15 protein-coding genes and 1 pseudogene are annotated in these 15,657 nt (G+C 73.1%); 13 read left to right on the top strand and 3 right to left on the bottom strand.

All coding sequences use genetic code 11. The features are described from left to right. Nucleotides 1-553 precede the first annotated feature (553 nt). From ACGFIZ_RS15745 to ACGFIZ_RS15735, 3 genes and pseudogenes are all read right to left on the bottom strand, one after another. Nucleotides 554-762, bottom strand: a pseudogene (locus ACGFIZ_RS15745) (SAM-dependent methyltransferase); the annotation flags it as partial. A gap of 146 nt (nucleotides 763-908) precedes the next feature. Continuing rightward, nucleotides 909-2,288, bottom strand: coding sequence for a hypothetical protein (locus ACGFIZ_RS15740; RefSeq protein ID WP_393419742.1), 1,380 nt, complete (start codon nucleotides 2,286-2,288; stop codon nucleotides 909-911). Nucleotides 2,289-2,529: 241 nt separating this feature from the next. Next, nucleotides 2,530-3,252: a prepilin peptidase gene (locus tag ACGFIZ_RS15735; protein WP_393419740.1), complete on the bottom strand. Its 723-nt coding sequence runs from the start codon at nucleotides 3,250-3,252 to the stop codon at nucleotides 2,530-2,532. Between the two features lie 355 nt (nucleotides 3,253-3,607). Here ACGFIZ_RS15735 and ACGFIZ_RS15730 point away from each other — a divergent pair, with 355 nt between their 5' ends. The 13 genes from ACGFIZ_RS15730 (at nucleotide 3,608) to ACGFIZ_RS15670 (ending at nucleotide 15,655) form a co-directional block, all read left to right on the top strand. Further along, complete coding sequence (locus ACGFIZ_RS15730; protein WP_393419738.1) at nucleotides 3,608-4,660, top strand: ATP-dependent DNA ligase; 1,053 nt, start codon at nucleotides 3,608-3,610, stop codon at nucleotides 4,658-4,660. 350 nt (nucleotides 4,661-5,010) lie between these two features. Beyond that, the gene (locus tag ACGFIZ_RS15725; RefSeq protein ID WP_393419736.1) at nucleotides 5,011-5,616 is read left to right on the top strand and encodes a hypothetical protein; all 606 of its coding nucleotides are present in this window, start codon (nucleotides 5,011-5,013) and stop codon (nucleotides 5,614-5,616) included. After that, nucleotides 5,610-6,476 carry a hypothetical protein gene (locus ACGFIZ_RS15720; protein ID WP_393419734.1) on the top strand — a complete coding sequence of 289 codons (867 nt, stop codon included), beginning with the start codon at nucleotides 5,610-5,612 and terminating at the stop codon, nucleotides 6,474-6,476. The genes ACGFIZ_RS15725 and ACGFIZ_RS15720 overlap by 7 nt, the downstream gene beginning before the upstream one ends. 47 nt (nucleotides 6,477-6,523) lie before the next feature. Further along, the gene (locus ACGFIZ_RS15715; protein WP_393419796.1) at nucleotides 6,524-7,153 is read left to right on the top strand and encodes an SAF domain-containing protein; all 630 of its coding nucleotides are present in this window, start codon (nucleotides 6,524-6,526) and stop codon (nucleotides 7,151-7,153) included. Between the two features lie 19 nt (nucleotides 7,154-7,172). Continuing rightward, complete coding sequence (locus tag ACGFIZ_RS15710) at nucleotides 7,173-7,907, top strand: hypothetical protein (protein WP_393419795.1); 735 nt, start codon at nucleotides 7,173-7,175, stop codon at nucleotides 7,905-7,907. Further along, the gene (locus ACGFIZ_RS15705) at nucleotides 7,904-9,214 is read left to right on the top strand and encodes a CpaF family protein (protein WP_393419732.1); all 1,311 of its coding nucleotides are present in this window, start codon (nucleotides 7,904-7,906) and stop codon (nucleotides 9,212-9,214) included. Before ACGFIZ_RS15710 ends, ACGFIZ_RS15705 begins: the two co-directional genes overlap by 4 nt. Before the next feature lie 2 nt (nucleotides 9,215-9,216). After that, nucleotides 9,217-10,065: a type II secretion system F family protein gene (locus tag ACGFIZ_RS15700; protein ID WP_393419793.1), complete on the top strand. Its 849-nt coding sequence runs from the start codon at nucleotides 9,217-9,219 to the stop codon at nucleotides 10,063-10,065. Beyond that, entirely contained in the window at nucleotides 10,062-10,931 is an 870-nt protein-coding gene (locus ACGFIZ_RS15695) for a type II secretion system F family protein (RefSeq protein WP_393419730.1), read from the top strand. The genes ACGFIZ_RS15700 and ACGFIZ_RS15695 overlap by 4 nt, the downstream gene beginning before the upstream one ends. A 22-nt stretch (nucleotides 10,932-10,953) precedes the next feature. Then, entirely contained in the window at nucleotides 10,954-11,160 is a 207-nt protein-coding gene (locus ACGFIZ_RS15690) for a hypothetical protein (protein WP_393419728.1), read from the top strand. A gap of 56 nt (nucleotides 11,161-11,216) precedes the next feature. Next, nucleotides 11,217-11,573 carry a TadE family protein gene (locus ACGFIZ_RS15685; RefSeq protein WP_393419726.1) on the top strand — a complete coding sequence of 119 codons (357 nt, stop codon included), beginning with the start codon at nucleotides 11,217-11,219 and terminating at the stop codon, nucleotides 11,571-11,573. Nucleotides 11,574-11,680: 107 nt separating this feature from the next. After that, entirely contained in the window at nucleotides 11,681-12,058 is a 378-nt protein-coding gene (locus tag ACGFIZ_RS15680) for a TadE family protein (RefSeq protein WP_393419791.1), read from the top strand. Further along, nucleotides 12,055-12,498 (top strand): pilus assembly protein TadG-related protein, encoded by a 444-nt coding sequence (locus ACGFIZ_RS15675; protein ID WP_393419724.1) that lies wholly within the window; start codon nucleotides 12,055-12,057, stop codon nucleotides 12,496-12,498. The genes ACGFIZ_RS15680 and ACGFIZ_RS15675 overlap by 4 nt, the downstream gene beginning before the upstream one ends. Before the next feature lie 37 nt (nucleotides 12,499-12,535). Next, a complete protein-coding gene (locus ACGFIZ_RS15670) occupies nucleotides 12,536-15,655 on the top strand; it encodes a BTAD domain-containing putative transcriptional regulator (RefSeq protein WP_393419722.1) in 3,120 nt (1,039 codons plus the stop codon). Nucleotides 15,656-15,657: the final 2 nt, after the last annotated feature.

Here is a 15,657-nt window from a genome sequence, read left to right as displayed (position 1 = left end):
CGGTTGGCCGCCTGATCAGCACGGAGCACCCGCCATCTATACATCATGCGAGAGGACGGTGACAGTGTGAAGCACTCCGGGAGGCTCGGGCGGACAGCAGCAATCCTCGGCGGGCGCAGCGTGCCCACGTACCTCTCACACCCGATGCGATCGGATCATCCAACTCGACCACGTCGTCACCGGCCCAGGCACCGCCGTCCCTGCCGGTGGACACGCCGCCCCCGTCCGTGGACACGCCGTCCACGAACCTGACCGTCGCACTGACGACCTCCATTGAGCGTGTCCCAACCTCGTTTCTGCTGGTGACCCGGGGTTGACAACCGGGTCGTCCCACTCGGTGGCAGGTCGCGGTGGATGATCGCTGCCGCGGGAGGAGAACCAACTGGTCCGATCGGCGAGGTCACGGTGTGGTATCGATCGCGGCGGCGGCGAACGGGTCCCGGATCAGGTACTGCAGGGCCTGGACGGCCTTGACGACCGTGGTGGGCTGGCGGGGTCTGCCGCGGAATTCGTGGGCGAGGACCCGCCAACGACCGCGCTCAGGCAGGCAAGGGCCTGCGGCATACTCGTCGTCGGTGATCAGTTTGAGCGGCGTGTGCACCTGGCGCGGCGAGGCCGCCGCCTCGCTCAGGGAGGTGGCGGTGACCTGCGGGACCGGAGCAAGGCTGACGGTCGCGAACCCGGCCGTGGCGAAGGACGCCTCGACCTCGGCGACGCCGGGAAGGCGTCCAGCACCCGGACGGCCTCGGGAAAGAAGCGAAAGCGGCGGCGTCCGCATCGTCGTACGCGATCCGCGCCATACTCCGGACCCAACCACCCGCCCGGCCCGGTCCACAAAAACCGGAGGCTGAGACGAACGGATCACCGCCCGCGCCCGAGACATCGACGGGCGCGGGCAGGATCCGGGATCAGCACAGCCCGTTGCAGCCGCCGCCCGTCTTCGGCGCTGCGGCCTGCGGGCTGGGCAGGTCGTCGCGGAACTCCGGCTGCGCCTTCGTGACGCGCATCGGTTCGACCAGCATGAACTGCTCCGACTGGGCGGGATCCACAAGCATCACCAGGGCCGGGTTGCGGGGATCAGCAGGCCCGTCGTTGCCCGGCGCGGTCCAGTCCTGCCGGACGGTGATCGCGGCACCCCGGTTGCGCAGGGTCTTGTCGACGGTCTCCTGGGAGACGATCCAGGTGTCCTGGTATTCGGGGTCGTAGTGTTCGTGGTCCCCGGAGCTGTCGCCGTGGTCGACCTCTTCCGAACAGTCGCCGCCGTCGGCGTTGCAGTTGACGATCACCTTGCCGGTGCCGGTCGTCCCGTCGTCGGCGTGGTAGGTCTCGGTGACGGTGATCCGCTGACCGATCACGTTGCCCTCAGCGTCCCGCTTGAACTCCGTGGTCTCCACCCGGGTGTGCGTGCCGCCCGAGAAGATCTTGGTGTCGGTATAGGTGACGCTGAGCAGATTGCCCTCCGCGTCGGTGACGGTCTCCTTCTCCGAGAGGTACTTGACGCCTTCCTCGGTGGACTCGTGCATCTGGATCGTCCGCGTCGTGCCTTCCGAGCTGTCGGGGTTGGTGTGTGTGATGGTTATGTGGTCGCCGTCCCAGCGCTGGGTGTCGGTGCTTCCATCGGGGAACCTCCACGTGCCGCCGCCATCCCCGTCCGGCTCGAAGGTGCCGGAGCCGCCGTGGGCCATATAGTGGTTGGAACTGGCGCCCGCGCTGATCAGGCTGGCGTCCATGCCGTTGATCCGGATCCGGGCCGGGGCATCCTTGGCGTTGAAGCCGTCGAGGCCGATGGTGAAGCCGTCGCGGTCCAGGTCGATCTTCGCCCCGCCCGGGGTGAGGGCGTCGGTGATGCCGAGCCTGGTCAGGGTGTCGCGGCGGCCGCCGAGCGGGAAGGCGCTCAACGGGTCCGACGGCTTGTCCATTGCCTTGATGATCTCCTCGGGAAACGCCACGAACCCGCCGAGACCGGCCTCGAAGGACGGCAGCTTCCGGTCGGCCGCGAGGTCGACCACGTGCTGAAGCAGGGGCACGCTGCGAGGGTCGTGAGGGTCGGTGCCGACCATCAGTTCGTCGGCGTCGCTCACCCCGTCCTTGTCGGAGTCGACGATGCGCCAGGCCACGTAGCAGCCGGTCGGATCACACAGGCGGGCCAGCGAGCGTTTCGCGAGCTCGGAACTGGCGGCCGCCGCCGGAGCGGCGGCGGTCAGTGCGGTGGCCAGCAGCAGCCCGGTGCCGAGGGCCAGGGCTCGGCGTATCGATGCGGCGTGGCGTTGGGGGGGACTGAGGACCATGCGATGAGGATCGCACCCTGGCGCCAGTCAGCCATCGAACTGTCCACACGATTACCGAAACGGTCCAACCGACGAATGGGGTCTTCGGCCACCATTAGGTGCGGCGCACGCAGTGGCGGTGCCGGAGGTCCGCTCCGCAACCGCGGGTTAACACCCGCTGCTTCCGAGAAACTTGCCGGCGGTCTGGCGTCGGTAGCCGGAGTGGGCCGCCGACGCCAAGCCGCCGCCGCGGGTCCTTGGGTCACTGGCCAACGACCATTACCGACAGCAGGGCACCGGCCAGCAGGTACGGGCCGAATGGGATGTCGGGCCGGCGGCTGAGCGCCAGGCGGGTCAGCGCTTCGGGAACGGCAAGCGCGTAGGGCAGCAGAGCGCCCAGGAGCACCGCGGGCCAGCCGAGAGGCCCTAGAGCCGCGCCGAGCAACGCGGCCAGCCGGACGTCACCCAGTCCCATCCCGCTGGTGCCGACGAGTGCCAGCAGCAGGTAGCTGCCGCCGAGGGCCACGGCCGCCAGTACGGCCGCGCGCAGGGTGTGCGTCTGGCCTGTGGTCGCGGCTTGGCCTGCGAGAAGCCCGCCTATGGCGAGCGCTGCGGCGCCGATGATGGGCGTGGGTAGTCTCCGCGACGCGATGTCGATGACGGCGAGCAGCACGCCGGCGTAGAGCACGATGAGCCACACCGCGACCATCAGGAGGCCGCCGGAGCTGGCGCTCAGGTGCCAGGCGATGCCTGCGGAGGCGCCAGTGAGCCCGACGCCGGTCAGGGACGCGTGCAGTATCAGCCGCTGGCACCGGACGCCTTGACCGGATGCGTGCGTGTCCGTCACCGGCGCGGTGGGCTCGTCGTCGGCTCGTGCGCGTGCGCGTGCCACGAACCGGGCAGACGCGCGGGGTAGTGCCACACCGACCAGTGCACCGCACAACGCGCTGCACCACAGAGCAAGCCCGGTCGCCGTGAGATTCACTGGGCGACCGAGTCTAGAGGGAGACGCTGCGCCGCGCGGACCCAGAATTCACGCAGCGCTTCTGCCTGGCGCGACGAGGTGGCTACCGATTTGCTGGTCCGCCCGCGAGCCGAGGCTGAGGCCGCTCTTCACCAGTCCAGAGGCCTCCGCGGTCCGGACACGACCCGTCGCTCGTGTCGGTCGCAGCGGCCGTCGACGTGGGTGACCTGACGGGGGGACCAGACGCCAGCAGGGGCAGCCCGCCAGTCGGTGACGGAACGCATTCGTTGTCGCGCATTCTCGCTCCCTGGCGGTAGCCGCTCCCCCACGATGACCTGGGGGCGGAGATGAGGGCGGTTCACGATCTGGGCGGGAGGTGAGCCCGGCCAGGCGTCGTGCCGGGCCGGCGGCCGAGGCGCTGCGCCGGCCGGTCGCGCCGATGCTCGCCGCCCCCGTCGACGCGGTGCCTGTGGGCCCCGACCTGCTGTACGAGCCGAAGTGGGACGGATGGCGGGCGATCACATTCCAGGACGACCGGGTACACATCCAGTCTCGGGCAGGCCGGAACCTGACCCCCTATTTCCCCGATATCACCCGCGCCGTACGGGCCTTGCCGCCGGGGGTGGTGCTCGATGGGGAGTTGGTGGTGTGGGATCGAGGCAGGACCAACTTCGCGCTGCTGCAGCGGCGGGTCACCGCCGGCCGCGATGTGGTGCGGCTGGCCGCGCGGTACCCGGCGCACTATGTGCTGTTCGACCTGCTCGCTGACGCTGGCGGGCAGCTCCTGCTGGACGTCCCGCTGGTCGAGCGGCGGGCCCGGCTGGCGTACCTGCTCGCTGGCGCGCCGCCGCAGCTGACCCTCACCCCGCAGACCGACGACCTGGCCGAGGTGTCCGAGTGGTTGACCGGCTGGACCGCGGCGGGGATCGAGGGAGTCGTGATCAAGCGGCGAACCAGCCGGTACGAGCCCGGGCGGCGCGGCTGGGGCAAATTCCGGGTTCGGGCCACGACCGAGGCGATCATCGGTGGTGTCACCGGCAGCGTCCACGATCCGTCGACCGCGCTGCTCGGCCGGTTCGACCGGCGCGGGCGGCTGCGGTACACCGGCCGGACCGGCCCGCTCGCGACGGCGCAGCGGCGGGAACTGGCCGCGCTGCTGTCCCCGCTGACTGTGCCGAGCCCTGGCGCGGTCGTGCACCCGTGGCCGGCACCGCTGCCGGCCTCCTGGTCGGGGCAGTGGGACCAGCCGGAGCCGCTGCGGTACGTGCAGGTGCAGCCGACGGTGGTGGTCGACATCGGAGTGGACACCGCGTTCGAGCGAGGGCGGTGGCGCCACCAGGTGCGCTACAACCGGGCTCGCCCTGACCTGTCGCCGTACGCCGTGCCATTGCTGCTGGGTGAGGGCGAGAACCCGTTCACGATGCCGTAGGCGTGGCGCACGCGAGCGGTCGAGGATGACGCGCTCGACGAGGCACACCAAACCCAAACCACAATTGACCGCAACCCAAACTGCGGTTGACGCTCGTCGCGGCTCTGTGCTTAGCTCGCATAACCACTCCGCAACTGCGGTTACCAAAAGCTCCAACCGTGGTTGGTCGCGTGCGACGTGCGCCGGCTTGCCACGCGGTCCGCTCCACGACCGGGGCCTCCCACGCCTATAGACGGCGACGTGACGAAGCGCCACCACGCGACGGTCGTCGATGGAGGCGGGTTCGGCCATTGACGCATACGGCTCCAAGGCTGGAAGCCCAGGAGCTTCCACCTTGTCGGGAGGCATGGTTGACGATGAAGGTCCGTACGACACAGCGCATGTCCACTGCCGCGGTGAGCGGCAGCCGCGCGGCCCGGCTGGCGGGGCTGACGATCGGTCTGTGTCTCGTCGCAGGCGGAGGCGGCTGCGGCGGGAGCGAGCCCTCGGAGAGCCGGTCTTCGACCTCCTCGCCCTCACTGCCGGCGCCCGGGCAAAGTCCGAGTGGAGCCGCGGACGACGCGGCGTTGCTCGCCTACCGGCAGATGTGGGCGGCGTACGCCAAGGCCGGCGCGGCAGCCGACCCGGACGAGCCCGAGCTGGCGCGCCACGCCACTGGTCAAGCCCTGTCCACGTTGAAGAGCGGGCTGGCGAAGCTGCGCAAGGACGGCGAGGTCATCAAGGGCGAGTACAAGTCAGACCCGAAGGTCGTGGTGGCCTCGCCGTCAACGGCTCCCTCGACGGTCTCTGTTCAGGACTGCCTCAACACCACGCGGTTTCTCACCTACAAGGCGGCCACGGGCGCGTTGGCCGACGACATCCCAGGTGGCAACCGTGCCGTGCGAGCGACGGTCGTCCGCGACGGCGGCATCTGGAAGGTGTCCAGCTTCGGCGTGCAGGCGGTGGGCACATGCTGAGGCACGTCCTGCGGGGCGGACTCCCGGCGCTTCTCGCCGCCACCGCTGTCGTGGTGGTGGTGTCTCCTGCCCGGGCCGACGACGGGCTCGGCAACGTCGACTGCGGGCAGACCCCGAACACGGCCGAGTGTGACATCTCTGCGGGCCTGCCCGGTGGTTCCGGAGGCTCCAACGACGGCAGTCAAGGCGGCGGTGGCTCTGGTGACGGTTCCAGCGGCGGCGGTGCCGACGGCTGCTACTGGGCTCCGGTTGACGTCGGCAGGCCGCCGCCTGCGGGAAAGGGACCGGACGGCGGCTGGTACGCGTGGACGTGTGAGGGCGGCGGGCTCGGCTCGCAGGGCACGCCGGTGTGGCTGGACCAAGCCCCCGGGGTGGATCCGGCCGCGCTGGCGCAGACGGCGCGGTCGCGGCTGCGCCTGCCCTCGCCGGGGATCCGCACGAACCCCGACAAGGCGCCGTTCCTGCTGGTGCGGGTGCCGGTGTGGCTGTGGGTGGATCCGGTGACGTGGGGGGCCCGGTCGGCGACGGCGTCGGTGCCGGGGGTGGCGGTGACCGCGACGGCGACACCGACGAAGGTGCGGTGGTCCTTCGGTGACGGCACGGCTGACCTGACCTGCGTCGGCCCTGGTAAGCCGTGGACGCCCGGCGCGGATCCCCGGGTGGCGTCTGCGTGCGGGCACACCTACACCCGGTCGTCGGCTGCGGCACGCGATCAGGTGTTCGCGCTGCGGGCGACGGTGACGTGGTCGGTGACCTGGTCCGGGCCCGGTGGTGGGGGCACCCTCGCGCCGTTGACGACGACCTCGACGGTCGCGGTGCGGGTCGGGCAGTCGCAGGCCGTCGTGGAGGGGACCCGGTGAGTGCCTCGACGGACCGGCCGTCGGCCAGCCCGGCAGGCCAGGGCGTGCTGACGGGGGCGTCACGGCAGGTCGGGCGGCGCAGTGGCCGGCGGGTGGCCGGCGGTGTGTTGTTGGTGCTGGCGACGGTGGTGACGTTCTGGCAGGTCGACCTGCGCCGGCACGCCGAGGAGCGGTTCCTGGCGGTGGCGCGGCCGGTGCCCGCGGGCGCGGTGATCGGCGGCGCGGACGTGCGGGTGGTGCGGGTGGCGAACCCGTCGGGCCTGGCGCTGGTCGGTGCGGACCGCCGCGAGCAGGTCGTGGGGCGTACTGCGGCGGTGCCGCTGGCTGCGGGCAGCTTGGTGGTGTCGTCGCAGGTGGGTCCGCCGGCGTGGCCGCCGGTCGGGCAGGCGGTGATCGCGGTGCCGGTCAAGGCGGGTCGTGCCCCCGCCGGCCTTGCCGCCGGGGCGCGGGTGGTGGTGCTCGTGGCGCCCGCTGCCGGCGCCGACCAGGCGTCCGCGGCGCCGGCCGGGCGGACAGCAGCGGGGGCGCGGCGTGCGGTCGCCACGGTGGTGTCGGCGGCGGGCGCGGATCAGGCGGGCGGGCAGGTGGTGACGCTGCTGCTGGCCGCCGACCAGGCGGAGGGGGTGGCCTCGGCGGCGGGGGACGTGTCGCTGGTGCAGCTGGGGCCAGGCCAATAGGAGACGGGAGGTGCGGACGATGTTGGTGGTGGTCGCGTCGGTGTCCGGCGCTGCGGGAGTGTCGACGGCGGCGCTGGGGTTGGCCGCGTTGTGGCCGGGCCGGCCCGGGCTGCTGGTGGAAGCGGACCCGTGCGGTGGGGTGGTCGCCGCGCGGTTCGGTCTGGCGCAGGAGCCCGGCCTGGCGGCGCTCGCTGCGGCGGCCCGCCACGGCGAGCCGCCCGGTGGTGCGGCGCCGTTCGTGCAGCTGCTGCCATTGGGGTTGCACGCGCTCGTCGGGCCGGGTGCCGCCGAGACCGCCGCGGGGGCGGTGTCGGTGCTGGCCGCCCAGCCGGAGGCGGTGGCGGGGTTGGCGCCGGCCGTGGTCGTCGACGCCGGTCGTCTCTACCCGAACAGCCCGGCGCACGGTCTGCTGCGCCGCGCGGACGCGCTGCTCCTGGTCACCTCGGGAACGACCGAGTACATCGACCACCTCGACACCCGGCTGGCGGCGCTACGCGCGACCGTGCCGTCGGGATCGGTGGGCGTGGCCGTCGCCGGCAAGTGCTCCTACCAGCCGCAGGAGATCAGCGGACGCCTCGGAGTGCCGGTCTGGGCGCACCTGCCGACCGACCGGTGGGGCGCGGCCGTGCTGTGCGGGCGGATGACCGGGCCGGCGTGGACCCGTACCCGGCTGGCGCAGGCGCTGCGCGCCCTGGCCGCCACCGTCGCCGCCCAGGCGCAGCCCGCCCGCACGGTGCTGGAGGTCGTCCGGTGACCACCCCCGCACCCGGCGGCGGCACCGCCACCGTGGCGCCGGAGCTGGTCGCGCGGCTGCGTGCCAGGGTCAGCGACCGTCTCGCCGCGCACGGCGCGCGACTGCCCGACGCGCAACGGCACGCGGTGATCGCCGGCTACATCGCCGAGGAGCTGCTGGCCCACGCCCGCGAGGTGATCGGCGCCGGCCGCGATCCGCTCAGCCCGCAGGCCGAGGCCGCGCTGGCGCGGGCGCTGCGCGACAGCTTCACCGGCCTCGGTGGGCTGCAGCGGCTGATCGACGACCCGCAGGTGGAGGACATCTTCGCCAACGGCTGCGACAACGTGTGGGTCCGCACCACCGACGGGCACACGCGGCGGGTGCCGCCGGTCGCCGCGTCGGACGAGGACCTGATCGACCTGGTGCGGGTCGCGGCGGCGCGCAGCGGCCAGGAGGAACGGCGTTTCGACCGCGGCTGTCCCGGCCTGTCGCTGCGCCTGCCCGGCGGGCAGCGGCTGTTCGCGGTGATGGCCGTGTCGAAACGCGTCTCGGTGTCGATCCGCCGCAACGTGCTGCACCGGGTCACCCTCGACGACCTCGTACGCCGCGGGGAACTCACCGCCGGGCTACGGGAGTTGGTCACGGCGATGGTGCGGGCCCGCAAGAACCTGGTCATCTGCGGCGGCACCGGCGCCGGCAAGACAACTCTGCTGCGTGCCGCCGCCGGGGCGATCGGCCCGGCTGAGCGGATCGTCACGGTCGAGGACGCCTTCGAACTCGGCTTGGACGAGGACGTCGAGTCTCACCCGAACACCACGGCCCTGCAGCAGCGCGAACCGAACCTGGAAGGCGTCGGCGGTATCGACATGGCGACCATGGTCAAGTGGGGGCTGCGGATGCGCCCGGACCGGGTCATCGTCGGTGAGTCCCGCGGCGCTGAAGCCGTGCCCATGCTCCTGGCCATGTCGCAGGGCAACGACGGGTCGATGTGCACCCTGCACGCCTCCTCGTCAAAGCAGGCCCTGACCCGGCTGGCGATGTATGTGATGCAGGCGCCGGAGAAGCTGACCTTCGACGCGGCGAACGTGCTCATCGGCCAGGCGGTCGACTTCGTCCTGCACCTCGACGTCGCCACCGACGGCACCCGCGTCCTGTCGTCCGTCCGGCAGGTCCTGGAAACCGACGGCACCCAGGTGCCCTCCAACGAGATCTACCGCCCCGGCCGAGACCGGCGGGCGGTACCGGCCGCGCCGATACGCGCCGAGACCCTCGACGAGCTCACCGCCGCCGGCCTCAACCCCGATCTTCTCGCCCGGGACCGGTGGTGAGCATGGACCTGCTGCCGATCCTGCTCGGCCTCGGCTGCGCCACCGGCCTCGTCCTCGTCATCGACGGGTTACGTCGCCGCCCACCCGGCGCCCCGGCCTCCCGCCCACGGCGTGCCTGGACGTCCGCCGACCGCACCCGGCTGCTGACCGCCGCAGCCGGTGGGCTCGCGGCGGCGGCGCTGACCCGCTGGCCCGTCGCGGCCCTGCTGGCCGCCGCCGCCGTGTGGGCGCTGCCCCGCGTGCTCGGCCCCGACCGTGAGCACGCCCGCGCGATCGCCCGCATCGAAGCGGTCGCCACCTGGGCCGAGCTGCTGCGCGACACCCTGTCCTCGGCGGCCGGGCTGGAGCAGGCGATCACCGCCACCGCCCCGGTCACGCCGCAGCCGATCCGCCCCCAGGTTCAGGCGTTGGCCGCCGCGGTGCGGGGCGGGGCCCGGCTGCCCGACGCGCTGCGCGCCTTCGCCGCCGACCTCGCCGATCCCACCGCCGACCTCGTCGTGCGCGCCCTGACGCAGGCCGCCGGCTACCACGGCGGGCAGCTGTCACAGTGCTTGACCAGCCTCGCCGCCACCGCCCGGGAGCTGGCCGGGATCCGGATGCGGGTGGCCACGAAGCGGGCCGCGACCCGCACCGCGGCGCGGGTCATCACCGGCACCGCGGTGGCGATGGTCGCCGGGCTGATCCTGCTCAACCGCGGTTTCCTCGCCCCCTACCAGAGCGTCACCGGTCAACTCGTGCTGCTCGTCGTGGGTGGGGTGTTCGCTGGCGGGTTTTGGTGGCTTGCCCGCGCCTCCCGCGTGCCGCAGCCTCCGCGGGTGCTCGCCGGCGAGCCTGAGCGGGTGGCGTCATGAGCGCGGTGCTCGCGTGCGGGCTGCTGGCCGGGCTCGGCCTGGTGCTGGCCGCCTCCGGCCTGCTGCCCGCCCGGCCCAGCCTCACCCAAGCCCTCGACGCGCTGCGGCGCCCACCCCGGGCAGCCGACGTCCCGGCGCCGGCACGCACTCGGCTGCTGGCCGCGCCGCTGCGCGCCCTCGGCCTGCCTCGGCGGCGGATGCGCGCGGACCTGGCTGTCCTCGAACGCCCCGTCGCCCTGCATCTGGCCGACCAGACCCTCGCCGTTCTCACCGGCCTAGTGCTGCCCCCGGTCGCGATGGCGGTCCTCGCCACCGGCGGGGTCACCTTCGCCGCCGGCATGCCCCTGTGGGCATCCCTCGCCGGGGCGGCGGGAGGCTGGTGGCTGGCCGAGTCCACCGTGCACGCCGAGGCGCAACGACGCCGCGACGAGCTGCGCCACGCCCTGTCCGCGGTGCTCGACCTCGTCGTCATCTCCCTCGCCGGCGGCGCCGGCCTCGAGCAAGCCCTCGACGACGCCTGCGCCGACACCCACGGCTGGGCCGCGCAACGGCTACGCCGTGCGGTGGACACCGCCCGGCTGCTCCGCGTCTCACCGTGGCAGGCATTGGGACAGCTCGGCGAGGACACCGGCGTGGTCGAACTGCAGGAAATGGCCGCGACGATGAGCCTCGCCGGCACCGAAGGCGCCCGCATCCGTGACTCCCTGACCATCCGCGCCGCCACCCTGCGCGCCCACCAGGCCGCCGCCCTGGAGGCCAGGGCCAACTCCGCCACCGAACGCATGTCGATGCCGGTCATGTTGCTGGCCGCCGCCTACATGCTGTTCCTCCTCTACCCGGCTGTCACCGCCGTCGACACGTTCTGACTGAGCCCAAGGAGGCAGACCCGTGCGACCGAGCAAGCTGCTCGCCCTGCTGGCCCTCGCGCACCTCACCTTGACCGAGCGGATCCGCCGGCTGCGCGACGGCGGCGACCGGGGCAGCGAAACCACGGAGAAGGTCATGTGGATCGCGCTGCTGGTCACCCTCGTCCTGGCCGTCTACGCCATCTTCCGGTCCAAGATCCTCGAGAAGATCAACGGGATCGCCCTGTGACACCGCGCCGACGGCGACACGGCAGGCGACGCTGGCCCTCGGGTGACCGTGGATCAGTGACCACCGAAGTGGTCCTGTACGCGCCACTGCTGTTCCTGCTCGTGCTCGTCGGCGTGCAGCTGGCCCTGTGGGCGCTGGCGCAGCTCGGCGTCCAGCACACCGCCAACCACGCCCTCCAGGCCACCAGAGTCACCGAAGGTACCTCCGCCGCCGGACACGCCGACGCCACCGCCGTGCTCGACCAGGTCGCCGCCCGCATTGTCGAGCAGCCGCGCGTCGCGGTGGCCCGCACCGCCGACACCGCCACCGTCGCCGTGTCCGGCCGGGCCCCCGCCGTGCTGCCGTGGCTGCGCCTGCCGGTCAGCAGCCGCGTCAGCGCCCCCGTCGAGCGGTTCCGACCCGACATCGGCTAGATCCCGATCACTGCGCGTCTGGAAGGAGCGTTGTGGTGAGCACCCGAAGCACCGTGAGGCGAGACGCCGCGCGACGGCCCCGTGATCGAGGGTCGGTCAGCGTCGAGATGGCCCTCGGCTACGTGCCCCTGATGGTCCTGGCCACCCTCGCCATCGTGGCGTGCCTACGCCTCGCCTCGACCGCGATCGACGTGCGCTCCGCCGCCGCAGCGGCGGCCCGGCAGGCATCGCTGGCGAGCACGCCCACCGAGGCCCGGCAGGCGGGAGGTGACGCTGCCTCCGTCAGCCTCGCCGGCCGCGCCGTCACCTGCCAGCCATCCACCGCCACCATCGACCCCGGCGCCTTCGCCCCGGGCGGGCAGGTCAGCGCGACCGTGACCTGCAGCGTCCGACTCGACGACCTCTACGGCCTCGGCCTGCCCGGCGCGGTGACGATCCGCGCCACCTCCCGACAGCCCCTCGACGCGTACCGAAGCCAGCCATGACCGGACGCCTAGCAGCCTGGACACGCCGGCTGCGCTCCGACGACCGCGGGCAGATCACAGCGTGGACCGTCGTGGGCACCCTCATCGTGCTCATCCTCGCCGGCCTCGTCTTCGACCAGGGCATGGCCATGGCCACCAAGGTGTCCGCCTACGACACCGCTCAGGCCGCCGCCCGCGCCGGAGCCCGCGAGATCGACCTCGCCCTCTACCGCGCCGCCGGCACCCTGCGACTCGACCCCGCCGCCGCGGCCACCGCCGCACGCGTCTTCCTCGACCAGGCCGGCCAGCCCGGCAGCGTGTCCGCCACCACCGAGCAGGTCACCGTCACGGTCACCACCGGCCACCGCACCCAACTGCTGCACCTGGTCGGCATCACCGACATCCCGGTGTCCGCCACCGCCACCGCCACGCCCGCCACCGGCGTCACCACCGCCACCTGACCAGCGATCGTTCCTACGCCCGGGGAGGTTTGCCACCGTGATCGCGACGCTGTCCACCGCCGCCCGCCGCGCCGTCGGCGTCACGGCCCTGGCGCTGCTGCTCGCCGGCGTGCCCTACGCGCTGCTGCGCTACCTCGATGCGCCGCTGCCCGACCGGCTGCCGACATGGCACACCCTCGCCACCACACTGGCCAGCCCGCTGACCGACGACATGATCGGCGCGATCCTCACCGCCTTGCTCTGGGCCGCCTGGGCATCGTTCGCCTGGTCAGTGCTCGCTGAACTCGCCACCGCCCTCACCGGCCTGCGGCTGCCCCAACCCCGCGCCCTCACCCCCGCGCGCGGCCTCGCCGCCCTCCTCGTCGCCATGATCACCGGCGGGGTCCTGGCCACCGCCGCGCAAGCCGCCACACCACCCCTTGCCGGCCCCGCGCACGCGCACCCTGGCGCCCCCGGCGTCGCCGCGGTCACGACCGCCGTCGCGCACCATGCGCCTGCGGCGCTCGTCGCCAGCACCGGGGCGGAGCTGGCATCCGCGACGTCGGGCGGCGCTCATTCCGAAGGGGAGGTGACGCTTGTCGCCGACGGACGCGAGTACACCCACACCGTCAAGCGGGGCGACACCCTGTCCGAGATCGCCGAGCGGTGGCTCGGCGACCCGAACCGCTGGCCGGAGATCTTCGCCCTCAACCGCGGCGCCCACTTCGCTGACGTCGGCGGCACCCTGCGCAACCCGAACGTCATCTACCCCGGATGGACACTCGACCTCCCCGCCGACGCCACCCCACCCGCAGGGCAGCAACCCCGGTCCACAGCCCCCGAGCCTTCCGCTCCCCCGCTGGAGACGCCGGTGCCAGCGCCCACGCCCGATGCCCCACCGGCCAGCGGCGCGTCGGCGAGCATCGCCCCGCAGGCCCCCGCTCCGAGCGCGACCACCGCCAGCCCGACACCCACCAGCACCGCCCCGGACCCCGGTGATGTCAGGGCCGCCAGCCCCTCCCCCGGCGACAGCAGCCGCCCGCAGCGGCCCGGCCACGGCGTGTCCCTACCGACCGGCAGCTGGGTCGATGGTGGGCTGGCGTTGGCGATCGCCGCCGCAGTGGCGCTGGTGTGGGCACACCGGCAGCGCCGCTACCGCCCGCGCAAGCCATCAGGTCAACGACATGTCACAGACCCTGACCTGGCGCCCATGCCCCGCGTGGTCCGGCAGATCCGACGTGGCCTGCGCGACGCCGGCACCGCGACCGACGCGCCGCGACACGGCACCGGGCGCCCAGACGACGAGCAGGACAGCGGCGGCGACCAGTCGCCTGGGCCCGACGACAACGGGCCCGACCAGGCCGACACCTCCAGCCCCGCGCACGCCAACGGTGATCATGGCCGCGCCAGGGAAGCCGGCGAGCCGGTGGCACCGGCTCTCACCCACTCACTGTCAGCGGCGTGGCCCCCGGCGGGTTTGGGCCTGGTCGGCCCCGGCAGCGACGCCGCCGCCCGTGGATTCCTCACCGCCGCCCTCGCCGCCGGCGGCGCGGACCACCCCGACGCCCGTACCCGAGTGGTCATCCCCGCGGCCACCGCGGCGACCCTCCTGGGCGCCGCCGCCGTCAACCTGCCCCGCAGCCCGAGGCTGACCGTCACCGCCGACCTCAACGACGCCCTGGACGTTCTTGAGCAACAGACCATGCACCGCACCCGGCTGGTCTACCAGCACGAGGTCGACACCGTCGCCGAACTACGCGCCGCCGACCCCTACGAGGAGCCCCTCACACCGATCATGCTGCTGGCCGACGCCACGGAACGTCACGAACGCACCCGTGTCGCCGCCCTGCTCGCCCAAGGCCAACGCCTGGACATCCACGGCGTGCTGCTCGGCGCATGGCCCGACGGTGACACCGCCAACGTCGCCGCCGACGGCACCGTCACCCGCGCCGACGGCGACGCACGCCACGGCCCCCATCCCGCCGACATCGGCCGCCTGGCCGTACTCGACCCCGCCGAGACCATCGACCTGCTCGCGACCCTCGCGGAAGCCCACACCGGCCACCTACCGGCACCCGCCCCCACCGAAACCCCACCCCACCCGAAGTCCCCGACGCCCGCCGCCGACACCGCCGCGCCCCTGCCTGCTCCTCAGCCATCCACCACGCCGTCCACAGCCGGCGGCAGCACCGACCACACCACGCCCCACGATCCCGCCGCGGACGCGGCCATCGACGCCGGCAGCCCACCCACCGCCGGTGCCCCGACCGCCGACCGCCCACCCGCACCCGAGGCGGGCGCAACCCCAGCCGACCGCGAAAGCCTCACGTCCCCCGACGACCGGCCTGCATCCGGAACCCGCGAGGGCCCGGCCAAGACGGCGACCGCTGACACCGGCCAACCGCCGGAAGCACCGCGCCGCGACCGGGTCGAGGTGACCGTGCTCGGACCGCCGGCCATCGTCGGCGCCACCCACCAACGCACGCTACGCGCCAAATCTCTGGAACTGCTGGTGTACCTGGCCGTGTGCGACGGCGACGCCGCCGCCGAGGCCATCCTCGACGACCTGCTACCGGATGCTCCCGCCAGCAAAGCCACACACCGGCTGCACACCTACGTCTCCGACCTGCGCGCCGTGCTGCGCCACCACGCCGGCCCCGGCACCTACCTGACCCGCCCCCACCACCGCTACCAGCTCAACCCCGACCGCTTCGACATCGACCTGTGGCGCCTACGCGCCGCGATCCGCAACACCGGCACGCGATCCGAACGCGTACAGGCCCTGCGCCGCGCCGTCGACAGCTACCGGCCCCTCGCCGAGGGCTGCGACTACGAATGGCTCGAACCCCACCGGCACGCCGTGCAACGCGACGCCCTCGACGCCGTCACCACCCTCGTCGAGGAACTCACCGATCAGCCCGACCAGCAGGCCGCCGTCTGTGACGCTGCCCTGCCGCATCACCCGTATAGCGAAGAGCTCTACCAGCAGGCGATGCGAGCCCACGCCCACCTCGGCAACCTTGACGCCATCCGCGCACTGCGCCGCACCCTGACCCGGCGCCTCGCCGACATCGACGCCGAACCCAACGACGACACGCTCGCCCTCGCCGACCGGCTCATCGCCGAGGTACGCGCCCGACGTGGCTCACGCCCCCCACATGCCGGGCCGTCAGCGTGACC

The organism is Micromonospora sp. NPDC048830 (assembly GCF_043198215.1).
GTDB lineage: Bacteria > Actinomycetota > Actinomycetes > Mycobacteriales > Micromonosporaceae > Micromonospora.
This window is presented reverse-complemented; position numbering and strand designations above follow the sequence as displayed.